Raw genomic sequence first — 15240 nt, forward strand, 5'->3', positions numbered from 1 at the left:
GTCCAATCTCCCCCCCCCCCCCCCCTCCCCCCCCCCCCACCCCCCCCCCTCCCCCCCCCCCCCCCCCCCCCCCCCCCCCCCCCCCCCCCCCCCCCCCCCGGGCCCGCGACCGCGAAGGGCAGCCTCGTCGCGCGAGGGGTCAGCTACTCGTACGGCCCCGACCGCCAGGTGCTCCACGACGTCGACGTGCGGTTCGAGGCGGGGGAGCGGGTCGCGCTCGCCGGCGAGACCGGCTCCGGCAAGACGACGCTCGCGAAGCTCCTCGCCGGGCTGTACACGCCGGACAGCGGCACGGTCACCTACTGCGGCACCGACCTCGCCGACGTGCCGTACGCCGCGCTGCGCCGCCGGATCATCCTCGTGCCGCAGCAGGTGCACCTGATCACCGGCACCCTCGCCGACAACCTCGCGCTCGCGCCCGGCGGCCCGGGCCGCGCCGACTTCGAACGCGCGGTGCGGACCCTGGACCTGGAGGGCTGGGTCGCCGCCCTGCCCGACGGCTTCGACACCGACCTCGGCCCGCGCGGCGCCCACCTGTCCGCCGGCGAGCGGCAGCTCGTCGGGCTGGTCCGCGCCGCGCTCGTCGAACCCGACGTGGTCATCCTCGACGAGGCCACCGCCGACCTCGACCCCGTCACCGCGCACCGCCTCGAGACCGCCGTCGGTAACCTGCATGCCGACCGGACCCTGATCGTCATCGCCCACCGACAGGCCACCATCGACGCCTTCCCCAGGGTGATCCGGATGGCCGCCGGAGCGATCGTCCAATGAGGACCCACGCATGCCGTTCGTGAACACCGGTGCGGTGACCCTGCACTATGAAGACTCCGGCAGCGGCGACGCTGTCGTCCTGCTGCCCGGCACCGGCGCCGGCGGGCGCACCTGGCGGCTGCACCAGGTGCCCGCGCTCGTCGCCGCCGGGTACCGGGCCATCACCGTCGACAACCGCGGCATCGCCCCCAGCGAGCCGGCGGCACCCGGGCTCACCGTCGCGGACCTCGTCGCCGACACCGCCGGCCTGATCGAGCGGCTGGTCGGCGGGCCCTGCCGGCTCGTCGGCTCGTCGATGGGCGCCCACATCGTGCAGGAGCTCCTCGTCGCCCGCCCCGACCTGGCCCGCCAGGCGGTGCTCATGGCCAGCCGGGGCCGCCCCGACGCGTACTCCCGGGCGCTCGCCGCCGCCGAGCAGTCGCTGTACGACGAGCGCGTGCGCCTGCCCGTCGCGTACGACGCCGCCATGCGGGCCATGCAGAACCTGTCGCCGCGCACGCTGCGGGACGAGCAGGCGGTGCAGGACTGGCTCGACCTGTTCGAGATGGCCACCGCCGACATCGAGGACGTGGGTGTGCGCGCGCAGCTCGAGGTCGACATCACCACCGACCGGCTCGCCGCGTACCGGGGGATCCGCACCCCGACGCTCGTGGTGTCCTTCGCCGACGACCTGGTCGCGCCGGCGGCCCGCGGCCGGGAGCTCGCCGCCGCCATCCCCGGCGCCCGCTACACCGAGATCCCCGACGCCGGGCACTACGGCTACCTGGAGCAGCCCGCGCCGGTGAACGCCGCCCTGCTCGAGTTCTTCGCCGACCCCGCCTCCGCAGACCCCGCCTCCGCAGACCCCGCCTCCGCAGACCCCGCCTCCGCAGACCCCAGGGAGCCCCGATGACGACCCCGACCCGCGAGATCGAGATGGTCTGGCACGACCTCACGCCCCGGCTGCTGGAGGTGGCCAGGGTCGAGCGGGTCACGCCGCGGACCGTGCGCGTCACGCTCACCGGCGAGGACCTCGACGGGTTCTGCTACGCCGCGCCCGACGACCACGTCAAGGTGTTCTTCCCGGAGCCCGGCGCCGAGCTGCCCGTCATGCCGACCCTCGGCGAGGACGGTCTCGAGCCGCCGCCGCCCGGCGCGCCCCGGCCCACGTTCCGCGACTACACGGTGCGCCACCTGCGGCCCGAGCGGCGCGAGCTGGACATCGACTTCGTCCTGCACGGCTACGGGCCGGCGGGGGCGTGGGCGGCGCAGGCCGCGCCCGGGCAGAAGGTCGGCGTCCTCGGCCCGCGCGGCTCCAACATCAACCCGATGAACTTCGACTGGTACCTGTTCGCCGGGGACGAGACCGCGCTGCCGTCGCTCGCCGCCTGGCTGGAGAAGGTCCCGGCCGGGGTGCCGGTCTTCGCGTTCGTCGACGTCGCCGACGCCGCCGAGGAGCAGGACCTGGCCGTCACCGCCGACACCACCCTGGTGTGGCTGCACCGCGACACGAGCATCGACGGCGGGCACCTGGAGCGGGCCATCCGCGGCCTGGAGCTGCCGCCCGGCGACGGGTACTGCTGGGTCGCCGGCGAGGCCGGGACGCTCAAGCCGATCCGCCGCTACCTGCATACCCTCGGCCTGCCCCGGGACTGGGTCGAGGTCGACGGGTACTGGAAGCGCGGCGTCGTCAACCTCGACCACCACGACGATGACGAAGACTGACGCGTTACCCACCCTGGTCAAGGCGCGGTCTCCCTGGCGGGCGCGGGTCGCCGTGCTCGCCGGGCTGGTCGCGCTCGCCGGCGTGGCGGTGCTGCTGAGCCTCGGCCTGGGCGCGCAGACGCTGCACCCGGCCGAGGTGTGGGGCGCGATCGTCGCCCCCGACGGCGGCGACGCGACCGCGGTCGTGCGGGAGCTGCGGCTGCCGCGCACCGTCCTCGGCGTGCTCGTCGGCGTCTCCCTCGGCGTCGGCGGCGCGCTCATCCAGGGCCACACCCGCAACCCGATCGCCGACCCGGGCCTGCTCGGCGTGTCCGCGGGCGCGTCGTTCGCCGTCGTGCTCGGCACCGCCGTGTTCGGCGTCGGCTCGCTCACCGGCTACATCTGGTTCGCGTTCGGCGGCGCGCTCGCCGCCAGCCTCGTCGTGTTCGGCATCGGCGCCACCCAGCGCGGCGGCCCCACCCCGGTGACGCTCGCCCTCGCCGGCATGGCGATCAGCGCGCTGCTGAGCTCGTTCACCTCGGCCGTGCTGCTGTCCGACGCGGCGTCGCTCAACAGCTTCCGCTTCTGGGTCGTCGGGTCGCTGTCTGGCCGCGACCTGGACGTCGCCTGGCAGGTCCTGCCGTTCATCATCGTCGGTCTGGTACTGGCCGCCGTGAACGCGCCCGCCCTCAACGCCCTCGGGCTCGGCGAGGACGTCGCCCGCGCGCTCGGGCAGCACATCGGGCTCGCCCGTGCCGTCGGCGTCGCCGCGATCATGCTGCTCACCGGGGCGGCGACCGCCGCGTGCGGGCCGATCGGCTTCGTCGGCCTCGTCGTGCCGCACCTCGCCCGTGCCATCACCGGGCCGGACCACCGCTGGCTGCTGCCGTACTCGGCGTGCCTCGGCAGCTGCCTGGTGCTGATCGCCGACGTCGCCGGCCGCCTGGTCGCCCGCCCCGCCGAGCTGCAGACGGGCATCGTCCTGGCCGTCTTCGGGGCGCCGTTCTTCGTGTACCTCGTCCGCCGCGTCAGGCTGGTGGCGCTGTGACCGTGCCACGCACCCGGCGCGAGACCGTGCTCCTCACCCCGCGCACCTCGCACAGGACCTTCGTAACCGTGCCTTCCGCGCCGCGCACCTCGTGCAGGACCTTGGTGACGGTGCCTTCCGCGCCGCGCATCTCGTGCAGGACCTTGGTGACGGTGCCTTCCGCGCCGCGCATCTCGTGCAGGACCTTCGTGACGGTGCCTTCCGCGCCGCGCACCTCACGCGGGATCGGACCGGTGGCGCCGTGACCGTGCTGCCCCGCGCGCCGCGCAAGACCGGCGACGCCGTCACCGCGCTGCCGCTGCCCGGCCGGGTCGTGCTGCGCGCCGGGCCGGTGTCCGCCGCCGTGCCGTTCCGCGCGGTCGTCGTCGGTGCCCTCGCCCTCGCCGTCGCCCTGGTCCTGGCCGTGATCAGCGTCGGGCGGGGCGAGTTCCCGATCCCGCCCGGCGCCGTGTGGGACGTCCTCAACGGCGAGGGCACCCGCGCCCAGCGGCACATCCTGCTGCAGCTGCGGATGCCCCGGGTGGTGTGCGCGCTGCTCGTCGGCTGCGCGCTGGCCATGTCCGGCGCGCTCACCCAGACGTTCGCCCGTAACCCGCTCGCCAGCCCCGACGTCCTCGGCGTGACCGGGGGAGCGGCGGTCGGCGCGGTCGGCGCGATCGTCCTCGGCGGCGCCGCCGGCGGCATGCTCGGCGTGCCGGTCGCCGCGCTGCTCGGCGCCACGGTCAGCGCCGCGCTCATCTACGTCCTCGCGTACAAACGCGGCATCGACGGCTACCGACTCGTCCTCGTCGGCCTCGGCGTCGGCGAGGTCCTCCAGGCGGTCGTGTCCTACCTGCTCGTCCGCGCGGACCTGGTCGACGCCAAGCAGGCCACGATCTGGCTCACCGGATCGGTCAGCGGCCGCGACTGGAGCAACGTGCGGCCCCTGGCCGTCGCCCTGCTGGTGCTCGCCCCGTTCGCCGTCGCCGCCGTGGTCGCGCTGCGGGTCCTGCAGTTCGGCGACGACACCGCCCGCGCCCTCGGGCTGCGGCTGCAGACGGCCCAGTTCGCGGTCGTCGCGATCGCGGTCGCCCTCGCCGCGGCGGCCGTGTCGGCGGGCGGGCCGGTCGAGTTCGTCGCGTTCGTCGTGCCGCAGATCGCGCTGCGGCTGTGCGGCGGCAGCCGCCCGCCGGTGATCGTGTCGGGGCTGCTGGGCGCGCTGCTCGTGGTCGGCGCCGACCTCGCCGCCCGGATCGTGGTCGCCCCGCGGGAGCTGCCGGTCGGCCTGCTCACCGCCATGATCGGCGCACCGTACCTGCTGTGGCTGCTGCTGCGCGGCACAAGGAGGACCACCGCATGAGCACCCCGCTGAACGGCGCCGCCCCGACCGCCGCGGTCACCACGAGCCGGTTGCAGGCCCGCGACCTGCGCCTGGCGTACGGCGACGTGACCGTCGCCGAGCACCTCGACGTCGACGTCGTCGACGGGGCGATCACCGCGATCATCGGGCCCAACGGCTGCGGCAAGTCGACGCTGCTGCGGGCCCTCGGCCGGCTGCTGCGCCCGGCCGCCGGACAGGTCCTGCTGGACGGCAAGCAGATCGACCGGGTGCCGACGAAGGAGGTCGCGAAGGTCGTCGGGGTGCTGCCGCAGGCACCCGTCGCGCCGGAGGGTCTCACCGTCGCCGACCTGGTGATGCGCGGCCGGCACCCGCACCAGAGCTGGTTCAGCCAGTGGTCGCGCGCCGACGAGGGCATCGTCGCCGAGGCGCTGCGGTGGACCGACATGATCGAGCTCGCCGACCGGCCCGTCGACGCGCTGTCCGGCGGGCAGCGGCAGCGGGCGTGGATCTCGATGGCCCTCGCCCAGGGCACCGACCTGCTGCTGCTCGACGAGCCGACCACCTACCTGGACCTCGCGCACCAGATCGACGTGCTCGACCTCGCCGCCCGGCTGCACCGGGAGCGGGAGCGGACCGTGGTCATGGTGCTGCACGACCTGAGCCTCGCCGCGCGGTACGCCGACGTCCTCGTCGCCATGAAGGACGGCCGGATCGTGGTGTCCGGGCCGCCGCAGGACGTTCTGACCCCCGAGATGCTCGCCGACGTGTTCGGGCTGCGGGCGCTCGTCGTGCCGGATCCGGCGACCGGCACCCCGTTGGTGGTCCCGCTTCCCAGGTGATGTTTCCGTCAAGTGACACGGGACCGCTCGACCACTATCTTGTTAGGCAAGGCTAAGCTTAAATATAGGGAGCTGCATGCGCGCGTCTGGGATCGAGGGCATGACCGCGCTCGTCACCGGTGCCGGCCAGGGGATCGGCCTGGCCGTGTCGGCCGCGCTCGCCGCGGAGGGCGCCCTGGTCGCGGCGGTCGACCTGCCCCGCAAGGAAACCGAACCGCCCCAGGACGAGGCCGGGTCCCGCCAGGAGGCCGGGTCCCACCAAGAGGCCCGGTTCCACCAGGAAGCCAGGTCCCGCCGGGAGCCCGCCGGCCCGCGGGGCCGTGTCGCCGGCTACGTCGCCGACGTCGCGTCCTCCTGGGAGGTCGACGCGGTCGTCGAGCGGATCGAGCGGGACCTCGGCCCGATCGGCATCCTGGTCAACGTCGCCGGCGTCCTGCGCCCCGGCGCGGTGGTCGACACCAGCGACGGCGACTGGTCCGACACGTTCGCCGTCAACGCGACCGGCGTGTTCAACACCAGCCGTGCCGTCGCCCGGCGGATGGCCCCGCGCCGCCAGGGCGTCATCGTGACCGTCTCCTCCAACGCCGCCGGGGTGCCACGCAGCGGGATGGCCGCCTACGCCGCCTCGAAGGCCGCCGCGACCATGTTCACCAAGTCGCTCGGGCTGGAGCTCGCGCCGTACGGCATCCGCTGCAACGTCGTGGCGCCCGGCTCGACGGACACGCCGATGCAGCGGGCACTGTGGACGGACGGCGGCGCCGACCCCGTCATCGCCGGCGACCCGCGCCGCTACCGCACCGGGATCCCGCTGGGCCGCATCGCCGAGCCCGCCGACATCGCCGACGCCGTGCTCTTCCTCGTGTCCGACCGGGCACGGCACATCACCATGCACGACCTGTATGTCGACGGCGGCGCGACGCTGCGCGCCTGAACCCCCGCGCATCGTCCGTACCGGCACCCGGCAGCCCACCTGCCGACGAAGGGAGCACCATCCGTGACCACCGTCTCCGCCGCCTCGACCGCGGCCGACCTGATGTCCGCCTACCGGCCGGGCACGTCGTCGCTGTTCGCGTCGCCGTCCGGCACGCTGCTGGCCGAGGGCACCTACTTCGCGGTGCCGCCGTCCGGCCGCCGGGACGGCCTCGCCGACCTCGCGCGCCGGGTCGACGCGGTGCTGCGGGTCGCCGAGGCGGCCGGCCACGAGGTCCGCACGGTGGTGGGCGCCGTCCCGTTCGCCCCGGACGCCGCCGCCCGGCTGATCGTGCCGATGCGGCTGCGGCGCGGCGGCCCGCCGGTCGCGTCGCCGTTCCAGGCCACCGGCGCGGGCGTCGTCAGGGTGCACCCGGTGCCGGATCCGTCGCGGTACGAGGACGCCGTCGCCCGCGCGGTCGGCCGGATCCGCGCCGGTGAGCTCACCAAGGTGGTCCTGGCGAGGTCGCTGCGGGTCGACGCGCCCCACTTCGACGCCCGTCCCGTGCTGCGCGCCCTCGCCGCTCGCGAGCCCGGCGGGTACACCTTCGGCGTCGACCTCGGCGACGGGCGGACCCTGCTGGGAGCCAGCCCCGAGCTGCTGGTCAAGCGGTCCGGCCGGCACGTCGTGGCCAACCCCATCGCCGGGTCCGTGCCCCGCAGCGCCGACCCGGTCGAGGACGCCCGCCGCGCCGCGGCGCTGCTCGCCTCGGCCAAGGCCCGGCACGAGCACGTCGTGGTCAGCGCCGCGGTCGTCGACGGGCTGCGCCCGTTCTGCCGCGACCTCGACCTGCCCGCCGAGCCGTCCCTGGTGCGCACCGCCACGGTGTGGCACCTGTCCACAGTGGTCACCGGCGAGCTGCTCGACCCGGCGGTGTCGGCCCTGGAGCTGGCGACCGCGCTGCACCCGACGCCCGCCGTCGGGGGCACGCCGACGGCCGCCGCGTGCGCCGCCATCGCCGAGCTGGAGCCCTTCGACCGGGGCTTCTACGCCGGCATGGTCGGCTGGGGCGACGCCGAGGGCAACGGCGAGTGGGCCGTCACCCTCCGGTGCGCCACCGCGGACGCCGACGGTCTCGACCTGTTCGCCGGCGCGGGTATCGTCGGCGACTCCGACCCGGCCGCGGAGCTGCGCGAGACCACCGCGAAGCTCGGCACGATGCTCGCCGCCCTGGGACTGTCCGATGTGGCCTGAGGACGCCGCCCGCCGTTACGTCGAGCGCGGCTACTGGACCGGCGAGACGTTCGACGACTTCCTGCGCGACCGCGCGGCGAAGCACGGTGAGCGGGTCGCGGTCGTCGACGGCGGGCGGCACATCACCTACACGCAGCTGCGCGACCGGGCGCTGCGCCTGGCCGGGGGCCTGCACGGGCTCGGGATCGGCCACGGCGACCGGGTCGTGGTGCAGCTGCCGAACGTCGCGGAGTTCTTCGACGTCATCTTCGCCCTGTTCCGCCTCGGCGCGCTGCCGGTGTTCGCGCTGCCCGCGCACCGCTCCGCGGAGATCGGCTACTTCCTGGCGCACACCGGAGCCGCCGCGTTCGTCACGACCGGCGTGCACGAGGGCTTCGACCACCGCACCCTCGGCGGCGACACCCTGACGATCGTCGCCGGCGACCCCGGTGGGCACACCGCCCTGGCGGATCTCTACACCGGCCTCGCCGGCGACGTGCCGCGGCCCGGCGCCGGGGACGTCGCGATCCTGCAGCTGTCCGGCGGCAGCACCGGCCTGCCGAAGCTGATCCCCAGGACGCACGACGACTACCTGTACAGCGTCCGCGCCAGCGCCGACATCTGCGAGCTGACGCCCGAGGACGCCTACCTGGCGGCGCTGCCCGTCGCGCACAACTTCACCCTGTCCTCGCCGGGTGTCCTCGGCGCCCTGCACGCGGGTGCCCGGGTGGTGCTCGCCCACCGCCCGGACCCGGCGACCGTCCTGCCGCTGATCGAGGCCGAGCGGGTCACCATCACCGCCGCCGTGCCGCCGCTGGCGCTGGTCTGGCTCGACGCGGCGTCCTCCGGGAAGGCGCCCGACCTGAGCAGTCTCAAGGTGCTGCAGGTCGGCGGGGCCAAGCTCGCGGCCACCGTCGCCGCGCGGGTCGGCCCGGTGCTGGGCTGCCGGCTGCAGCAGGTGTTCGGGATGGCGGAGGGCCTGGTCAACTACACCCGGCTCGGCGACGGCGACGACATCGTCCTGCACACCCAGGGCCGCCCGATCTCACCCGACGACGAGGTCCTGGTCGTCGACGACGACGACCGGCCCGTCCCGGACGGCGAGGTCGGCCACCTGCTGACCCGCGGGCCCTACACGATCCGCGGGTACTGGCGGGCCGAGGAGCACAACCGGGCCGCGTTCACCGCCGACGGCTTCTACCGCACCGGCGACCTCGTCCGGGTCCTGGACGGCGGCTATCTCGTCGTCGAGGGCCGGGCCAAGGACCAGATCAACCGGGGCGGGGAGAAGATCGCCGCCGAGGAGGTCGAGAACCATCTCCTCGCCCACCCGGACGTGCACGACGCCGCCGTCGTCGCCGTCCCGGATTCGTACCTGGGGGAGCGCAGCTGCGCGTTCGTGGTCGCCCGGCCCGGCGCGGCGCCGCTCACCCTCGCCGCCGTCCGCGCCCATCTGCGCGAGCGCGGCCTCGCCGCCTACAAGATCCCGGACCGGGTGCAGCTGGTCGCCGAGTTCCCGACCACCGGTGTCGGCAAGACCAGCCGCCGCGAGCTGCGTTCCCTGCTGCGCGACGCGGCAACCACGAAGAAGGGCTGAAACCCGTGCTCCCACGTATCACCGCGTACCAGGTGCCCACCGACATCGGACGCGGCACCGCGAAGGTCGGCTGGCGGCTGGATCCCGCCCGGGCCGTGCTGCTCGTGCACGACATGCAGAACTACTTCCTCGCGCCGTTCGGCACCGCGGACCGGGCGCTGCTGGCCCGGGTCATCGACAACATCTCCACGCTGCGCAAGCACGCCGCCGAGTTCGGCATCCCCGTCGTGTACTCCGCGCAACCGGGCGGGCAGAGCCGCGAGGAACGGGGGCTGCTGCGGGACTTCTGGGGCGACGGGCCGCCCGCCGACCCGCGCGCCCTCGCGATCGTCGACGCGCTCACGCCGGGACCGTCCGACGTGGTGCTCACGAAGCGGCGGTACAGCGCCTTCGTCGGCACCCGCCTGGACGAGCTGCTCGGCGGGCGTGACCAGCTGGTCATCACCGGCGTCTACGCGCACATCGGGGTCCTCGCCACCGCCCTGGACGCGTTCATGCGCGGCGTGCAGCCGTTCGTCGTCGCCGACGGGGTCGCCGACTTCAGCCCCGCCGACCACCGGGCCGCGCTGCGGCACGTCAACGACCGGTGCGGCGCCGTCGCGCTCACCAGCGACCTCGCCGACGACCTGCAGCGGCCCGCGCACTGACGCCGCGGCGGCGTGACCATCGCCGCTTTACTCGCCAAAAAAGTTAGGCTAGCCTTGCCTCACATTCGCCGCTGCCAGTGTGTTCGGATGCCGTTCGCGCTGCGCAGGCCGCGGTCGCGGATGCCCGGACACGCAAGACCCGATCATCGAAGGATGGCCGCATGACCGCACCCCTGAGCCTCGACCGACTGCGCAGTGACGTCGCCGAGGCGCTCGACGAGGAGCCGGGCAGCATCGCCGACGACGAGAACCTGCTCGACCGCGGCCTCGACTCGATCCGCATCATGAGCCTCGCCACCCAGTGGCGCGAGGCCGGCTTCGAGGCCGGCTACCTCGACCTGGCCCAGGAGCCCACGGTCGCCGCCTGGTTCACCATGCTCAAGCAGAACGCGGAGGCGGCCGGATGAGCGCCGTTGTCGAGCAGGCCGACGTCGTCGTGGTCGGCGGTGGGCCCGGCGGGTCCACGGTCTCCACCCTCATCGCTCAGCGCGGCCACCGGGTGGTGCTGCTGGAGAAGGAGACCTTCCCGCGGTACCAGATCGGCGAGTCGCTGCTGCCGGCCACCGTCCACGGCGTCTGCCGCCTCCTCGGCGTCACCGAGGAGATGGAGAAGGCGCAGTTCACGGTCAAGCGCGGCGGCAGCTTCCGCTGGGGCACCAACCCGCAGCCGTGGAACTTCCTGTTCGCCTTCGCGCCCGAGCTGTCCGGCCCGACGTCGTTCGCCTACCAGGTCGAGCGGATGAAGTTCGACGACATCCTGCTGCGCAACGCCGCGAAGCACGGCGTCGACGTGCGGGAGAACAGCGCCGTCAACGAGATCCTCGGCGACGACGAGCGGGTCCGCGGCGTGCGGTACACCGACCCGGCCGGCGTCGTGCGGGAGATCCAGGCGCAGTTCGTCGTGGACGCGTCCGGCAACCGCAGCCGCATCCACCAGAACGTGCGCGGCGAGCGGCTGTACTCCGACTTCTTCCGCAACATCGCGCTCTTCGGCTACTTCGAGGGCGGCAAGCGCCTTCCCGCCCCCGACTCCGGCAACATCCTGTGCGCCGCGTTCGACGAGGGCTGGATCTGGTACATCCCGCTGTCCGAGACGCTCACCAGCGTCGGCGCGGTCATCAGCCGCGAGCACGCCGCGAAGCTGCAGGGCGACCAGGAAGAGGCGCTGCTCGGCTTCATCGACCGGTGCGAGATCGTCAAGGGCTTCCTGTCCGACGCGACCCGCGTCACCGAGGGCACCTACGGCGAGATCCGTACCCGCAAGGACTACTCCTACACCAACAGCACGTTCTGGCGCCCGGGCATGCTGCTCGTCGGCGACGCCGCGTGCTTCATCGACCCGGTCTTCTCCACCGGTGTGCATCTGGCCACCTACTCGGGCCTGCTGGCCGCCCGCTCGATCAACACCGTCCTGGCCGGCGGCTCCTCCGAGGAGCGGGTGTTCACCGAGTTCGAGGGTCGGTACCGCCGCGAGTACCGGGTCTTCTACGAGTTCCTCTCGGCGTTCTACGACATGCAGAGCAACGAGGAGTCGTACTTCTGGAAGGCCCGCAAGGTCACCAACTTCAACGCCAGCGACCTGGAGGCGTTCGCGACGCTCGTCGGTGGCGTGCACTCCGGTGAGACGGCCCTCGTCGACGGCTTCCGCGCCTCCTCGGAGAAGCTTGCCGACGCGATCGAGAAGACCGGCACGATGCAGACGCCGTCCGGCGAACGCATGAACCACCTCTTCGGCACCCCGGTGGTCCGCGAGGTCATGACGGAGATGAACAACATCCAGGTCCGTGGCGTGCAGGGCGAGGCGGCCCGCGAGCTGCCCCTGCTGGAGGACGGCCTCGTCCCCTCCGCCGACGGCCTCGCCTGGGTGGAGTCGTCGGTCAAGGTCTCATGAGCACACCCTTGCCGAGCCTCGGGGGCCACGAGCTGCTGCTCTTCCTGCTGCAGGCGAGTGTCCTGCTGCTCGTGGCCCTCGCGCTCGGCCGGCTCGCCGTCCGGCTCGGCCTGCCCGCCCTCGCCGGTGAGCTGCTGACCGGTGTGCTGCTCGGCCCGTCGCTGCTCGGCACCATCGAGCTCGAGCCGGTCACCTGGCTGCTGCCGGCCGACGCGGGCCAGCTGCACCTGATCGACGCCGTCGGTCAGGTCGGCGTCCTGCTGCTCGTCGGCGTGACCGGCGCGCAGCTCGACGTCGGGATGCTGCGCCGCCGCGGCGCCACCGGACTGCGGATCAGCCTGTTCGGCCTGGTCATCCCATTCGGCCTGGGCATCGCGGCCGGCTACCTGGTGCCCTCGGAGCTCATCCCGGGCGACATCTCCCGGGACGTCTTCGCGCTGTTCATCGGCGTCGCGATGTGCGTGACCGCGCTGCCGGTCATCGCCAAGACCCTCGCCGACCTGCGCCTGCTGCACCGCGACATCGGGCAGCTGATCCTCACCGCCGGCACGTTCGACGACGCCGTCGGCTGGTTCCTGCTGTCGATCGTCGCCGCCGCGGCCACCGCCGCCGGGGTGTCCGGCGGGGCCGTGGCACTTTCCGCGGCCTACCTGATCGGGTTCCTCGCCGCGGCGCTGATCATCGGCCGCCCCCTGGTGCGCTGGGCGATGCACCACGCGGGGAAGTCCGCCGACCCCGGCCCGCGGGTCGCCGTCGCGGTCGTGATCGTGCTGCTCGGCGCCGCCGCGACGCACGCCATGAAGATGGAGGCCATGTTCGGCGCGTTCGTCGCCGGCATCCTCATCGGCCAGTGCCGGCGCGACGACGAGCCACGCACCCTGTGGCAGGACCTCGGTCCACTTCGGACGGTCACGCTGTCGGTCCTCGCGCCGCTGTTCCTGGCCACCGCCGGGCTGCGGATGGACCTCACCGAGCTGGCCGACCCGAAGGTTCTCGTGGCCGCGCTGGTACTGCTCGCGATCGCCGTGCTGGGCAAGTTCGCCGGGGCGTACCTCGGCGCGCTCGGCAGCAGGCTGAGCCGCTGGGAGGCGACCGCCCTGGGCGCCGGCATGAACTCGCGCGGCGTGGTGGAGGTGGTCATCGCCTCGGTCGGGCTCCGGCTCGGGGTACTGACCACCGCCGCCTACACGATCGTGCTGCTGATCGCCGTGGCCACGTCCCTGATGAGCCCGCCCATCCTGCGGTGGGCGATGTCGCGGGTGGAGACGACCACCGAGGAGCACGACCGCGAGGCCGCGCTCGCCGCCAAGTGATGTTCCCGAAGTTCCGACAGTTGACAAGGATGATGACCATGAAGCGCAGATTCAGCGCGGGTGTGCTGAGTGTGCTGGTGGCCTCGACGGCCGCCCTGACCGCCTGCGGCGACGACGCCAAGGACACGGCCGCACCGGCCGCGACCGGTCCGGCGTCCGCGGCGGCCGCGTTCCCGGTGACGGTGACGCACAAGCTCGGCAAGGTCACGCTGGACAAGGCGCCCGAACGGATCGTGGCGCTGTCCGACGCGGACCTCGACGCGCTGCTCCTGCTCGGCATCCAGCCCGTCGGCATCGCCGCGTCGCTGGACGAGGGCGGCATCACGCCGTGGGCGAAGCCGAAGATCACCGGCAAGCCGGCGCTGCTGGAGGCCGGCGACGAGGGCGTCAACGCCGAGGAGGTCGCCAAGCTCAACCCCGACCTCGTGCTCGCCGGCAGCGACTACTACATCGACCAGGAATACCCGAAGCTGTCGCCGCTGGTGCCGACGACCGCCTACGAGACCGGCCCGTTCGAGGACCCGTGGCAGACCACGCTGCGCCAGGTCGCGAAGCTCGTCGGCAAGGTCGAGCAGGGCGAGACGATCATCAAGGACGTCGAGGCGAAGGTCGCCAAGGTCAAGACCGACCACCCGCAGCTCGCCGGCAAGACGTTCTCGCTGTCGCAGGTCTTCGAGGCCGGCACCATCGGCGTGCTGCGCTCCGAGAAGGACTCCGGCGTCAAGGGCCTCAACGGCTTCGGCCTCACCCTCGCGCCCGAGGTGGCGAAGCTGACCGGTGACGACTTCGCGACCACACTCAGCCTGGAGAAGATCGCCACGATCGACGCCGACGTCGTGCTGATCTACTGCACCGAGCCGGACCTGAAGACGGCGCTCGAGGGCAACACGCTGTTCAAGAACCTCAACGCCGTCAAGAAGAACGCCTACGTGCCGCTGACCCGGGAGCAGTTCTCGGCGCTGCGCTACCCGACGCCGCTGACCATCCCGTACTTCATCGACAACGTCATCCCGACGATCGCGACGGCCGCCAAGGCCGGCGGCTGACTTGGCCGCTGACTTGGCCGCTGAACTGGCACCCGAACAGGACATCCGCCGGCCGGCCCAGCTGGACCGGCCGGCGGATGCCGCCACCTCGTTCCGCGAGGTGCGCGACGGCCTGTCCGACGCGGTGCTCGCCGCCGGACCCCCGCCCCTGCCGGTCCTCGGCCCGCCGTGGCGGCTGCGGCAGGCCGACCCGGACTCCGGCGACCCGGCGCTGATCGCCGAGTGGATGTCGCTGCCGCACGTCGACCGCTTCTGGGACCAGGCGTGGCCGGCCGTGCGCTGGGCCAGGCACCTGCGCGGGCAGCTGGACGGCGACTGCACCAGGCCCTGCGTCGTCACCCACGACGACATCCCGCTGGCGTACCTGGAGCTGTACCGCACCGCGCGGGACGTCGTCGGGCAGCACTACCCGGCGCACCCGCACGACCTCGGCGTCCACATCGCCATCGGGCCGCCGGACGGCACCGGCCGCGGCCACGGGCGGGCCCTCGTCCGGGCGGTCGTCGCCGGCCTGTTCGCCGCCGACCGGCGCTGCGCCAGGGTCCTCGCCGACCCCGACGCCGCGCACGTGGTCGCCCGGCGCATGTTCACCGCCGCCGGGTTCGCCCTCATGCAGGAGAGCGAGCTCGGCCACAAACGCGCGGCCCTGATGGTCGTGGACCGCCGACCCGCCCTGAGGAGCACCTGACGATGAGCAACCCCTTCGACGACGAGACCGGCACCTTCCTCGTCCTGGTCAACGACGAGGGCCAGCACTCGCTGTGGCCGTCCTTCGCGCAGGTACCGGCCGGCTGGACCGTCGTCCTGCCGGAGACCGACCGGGCCGCCGCGCTCGCCTACGTCGAGGCCAACTGGACCGACCTGCGCCCGAAGAGCCTCGCCGCACAGCTGGACGCCGCGGGCTGACCTCCTGCCCACTGTGCCCTCGCACCACTTCTGAA

Annotated in this window: 17 protein-coding genes; 16 read left to right on the plus strand and 1 reads right to left on the minus strand. The window is 73.5% G+C overall.

The annotated features are described in order from the left end of the window. The first annotated feature begins 168 nt into the window (after window positions 1-168). Genes ACZ6TV_RS07415 through ACZ6TV_RS07430 form a run of 4 tightly spaced genes read left to right on the plus strand, consistent with a single transcriptional unit; the run spans window position 169 to window position 3502 of the window. Window positions 169-771 (plus strand): ATP-binding cassette domain-containing protein, encoded by a 603-nt coding sequence (locus tag ACZ6TV_RS07415; protein ID WP_465296312.1) that lies wholly within the window; start codon window positions 169-171, stop codon window positions 769-771. Between the two features lie 10 nt (window positions 772-781). After that, window positions 782-1663, plus strand: a complete 882-nt coding sequence (locus ACZ6TV_RS07420; RefSeq protein ID WP_465296313.1) for an alpha/beta fold hydrolase — start codon at window positions 782-784, stop codon at window positions 1661-1663. Continuing rightward, the gene (locus ACZ6TV_RS07425; RefSeq protein WP_465296314.1) at window positions 1660-2475 is read left to right on the plus strand and encodes a siderophore-interacting protein; all 816 of its coding nucleotides are present in this window, start codon (window positions 1660-1662) and stop codon (window positions 2473-2475) included. The genes ACZ6TV_RS07420 and ACZ6TV_RS07425 overlap by 4 nt, the downstream gene beginning before the upstream one ends. Continuing rightward, complete coding sequence (locus tag ACZ6TV_RS07430) at window positions 2462-3502, plus strand: FecCD family ABC transporter permease (RefSeq protein WP_465296315.1); 1041 nt, start codon at window positions 2462-2464, stop codon at window positions 3500-3502. Before ACZ6TV_RS07425 ends, ACZ6TV_RS07430 begins: the two co-directional genes overlap by 14 nt. Here ACZ6TV_RS07430 and ACZ6TV_RS07435 read toward each other — a convergent pair. After that, the gene (locus ACZ6TV_RS07435; RefSeq protein WP_465296316.1) at window positions 3483-3716 is read right to left on the minus strand and encodes a hypothetical protein; all 234 of its coding nucleotides are present in this window, start codon (window positions 3714-3716) and stop codon (window positions 3483-3485) included. The genes ACZ6TV_RS07430 and ACZ6TV_RS07435 overlap by 20 nt on opposite strands. Before the next feature lie 27 nt (window positions 3717-3743). Here ACZ6TV_RS07435 and ACZ6TV_RS07440 point away from each other — a divergent pair, with 27 nt between their 5' ends. The 12 genes from ACZ6TV_RS07440 to ACZ6TV_RS07495 all read left to right on the plus strand — a co-directional run bounded on the left by ACZ6TV_RS07440 (window position 3744) and on the right by ACZ6TV_RS07495 (window position 15205). Further along, window positions 3744-4841 carry a FecCD family ABC transporter permease gene (locus tag ACZ6TV_RS07440; RefSeq protein ID WP_465296317.1) on the plus strand — a complete coding sequence of 366 codons (1098 nt, stop codon included), beginning with the start codon at window positions 3744-3746 and terminating at the stop codon, window positions 4839-4841. Continuing rightward, the gene (locus ACZ6TV_RS07445; RefSeq protein WP_465296318.1) at window positions 4838-5662 is read left to right on the plus strand and encodes an ABC transporter ATP-binding protein; all 825 of its coding nucleotides are present in this window, start codon (window positions 4838-4840) and stop codon (window positions 5660-5662) included. Before ACZ6TV_RS07440 ends, ACZ6TV_RS07445 begins: the two co-directional genes overlap by 4 nt. Window positions 5663-5738: 76 nt before the next feature. Then, the gene (locus ACZ6TV_RS07450) at window positions 5739-6593 is read left to right on the plus strand and encodes a 2,3-dihydro-2,3-dihydroxybenzoate dehydrogenase (RefSeq protein WP_465296319.1); all 855 of its coding nucleotides are present in this window, start codon (window positions 5739-5741) and stop codon (window positions 6591-6593) included. Window positions 6594-6656: 63 nt separating this feature from the next. Continuing rightward, window positions 6657-7826 (plus strand): isochorismate synthase, encoded by a 1170-nt coding sequence (locus ACZ6TV_RS07455; protein WP_465296320.1) that lies wholly within the window; start codon window positions 6657-6659, stop codon window positions 7824-7826. After that, window positions 7816-9402 carry a (2,3-dihydroxybenzoyl)adenylate synthase gene (locus ACZ6TV_RS07460; RefSeq protein WP_465296321.1) on the plus strand — a complete coding sequence of 529 codons (1587 nt, stop codon included), beginning with the start codon at window positions 7816-7818 and terminating at the stop codon, window positions 9400-9402. The genes ACZ6TV_RS07455 and ACZ6TV_RS07460 overlap by 11 nt, the downstream gene beginning before the upstream one ends. A gap of 5 nt (window positions 9403-9407) precedes the next feature. Continuing rightward, entirely contained in the window at window positions 9408-10049 is a 642-nt protein-coding gene (locus ACZ6TV_RS07465; RefSeq protein WP_465296322.1) for an isochorismatase family protein, read from the plus strand. A 161-nt stretch (window positions 10050-10210) separates the two neighbouring features. Then, on the plus strand, window positions 10211-10456 hold the full coding sequence (locus ACZ6TV_RS07470) for a phosphopantetheine-binding protein (RefSeq protein WP_465296323.1): 246 nt from the start codon (window positions 10211-10213) through the stop codon (window positions 10454-10456). Then, window positions 10453-11940: a tryptophan 7-halogenase gene (locus ACZ6TV_RS07475; RefSeq protein ID WP_465296324.1), complete on the plus strand. Its 1488-nt coding sequence runs from the start codon at window positions 10453-10455 to the stop codon at window positions 11938-11940. Before ACZ6TV_RS07470 ends, ACZ6TV_RS07475 begins: the two co-directional genes overlap by 4 nt. Beyond that, window positions 11937-13253, plus strand: coding sequence for a cation:proton antiporter (locus tag ACZ6TV_RS07480; RefSeq protein WP_465296325.1), 1317 nt, complete (start codon window positions 11937-11939; stop codon window positions 13251-13253). The genes ACZ6TV_RS07475 and ACZ6TV_RS07480 overlap by 4 nt, the downstream gene beginning before the upstream one ends. Before the next feature lie 38 nt (window positions 13254-13291). Beyond that, a complete protein-coding gene (locus tag ACZ6TV_RS07485) occupies window positions 13292-14299 on the plus strand; it encodes an ABC transporter substrate-binding protein (protein ID WP_465296326.1) in 1008 nt (335 codons plus the stop codon). 13 nt (window positions 14300-14312) lie between these two features. Further along, on the plus strand, window positions 14313-14987 hold the full coding sequence (locus tag ACZ6TV_RS07490) for a GNAT family N-acetyltransferase (RefSeq protein ID WP_465296327.1): 675 nt from the start codon (window positions 14313-14315) through the stop codon (window positions 14985-14987). Window positions 14988-14989: 2 nt separating this feature from the next. Beyond that, complete coding sequence (locus ACZ6TV_RS07495; protein ID WP_465296328.1) at window positions 14990-15205, plus strand: MbtH family protein; 216 nt, start codon at window positions 14990-14992, stop codon at window positions 15203-15205. The last annotated feature ends 35 nt before the right edge of the window (window positions 15206-15240 follow it).

The organism is Dactylosporangium sp. NPDC051087 (genome assembly GCF_055586325.1).

Bases quoted from the DNA above. Each gene is read 5' to 3' on its own strand.
- ACZ6TV_RS07460 (WP_465296321.1), top strand. From the start codon at position 7,816: ATGTGGCCTGAGGACGCCGCCCGCCGTTACGTCGAGCGCGGCTACTGG.
- ACZ6TV_RS07450 (WP_465296319.1), top strand. From the start codon at position 5,739: ATGCGCGCGTCTGGGATCGAGGGCATGACCGCGCTCGTCACCGGTGCC.
- ACZ6TV_RS07420 (WP_465296313.1), top strand. From the start codon at position 782: ATGCCGTTCGTGAACACCGGTGCGGTGACCCTGCACTATGAAGACTCC.
- ACZ6TV_RS07425 (WP_465296314.1), top strand. From the start codon at position 1,660: ATGACGACCCCGACCCGCGAGATCGAGATGGTCTGGCACGACCTCACG.
- ACZ6TV_RS07495 (WP_465296328.1), top strand. From the start codon at position 14,990: ATGAGCAACCCCTTCGACGACGAGACCGGCACCTTCCTCGTCCTGGTC.
- ACZ6TV_RS07470 (WP_465296323.1), top strand. From the start codon at position 10,211: ATGACCGCACCCCTGAGCCTCGACCGACTGCGCAGTGACGTCGCCGAG.
- ACZ6TV_RS07475 (WP_465296324.1), top strand. From the start codon at position 10,453: ATGAGCGCCGTTGTCGAGCAGGCCGACGTCGTCGTGGTCGGCGGTGGG.
- ACZ6TV_RS07485 (WP_465296326.1), top strand. From the start codon at position 13,292: ATGAAGCGCAGATTCAGCGCGGGTGTGCTGAGTGTGCTGGTGGCCTCG.
- ACZ6TV_RS07430 (WP_465296315.1), top strand. From the start codon at position 2,462: ATGACGAAGACTGACGCGTTACCCACCCTGGTCAAGGCGCGGTCTCCC.
- ACZ6TV_RS07445 (WP_465296318.1), top strand. From the start codon at position 4,838: ATGAGCACCCCGCTGAACGGCGCCGCCCCGACCGCCGCGGTCACCACG.
- ACZ6TV_RS07480 (WP_465296325.1), top strand. From the start codon at position 11,937: ATGAGCACACCCTTGCCGAGCCTCGGGGGCCACGAGCTGCTGCTCTTC.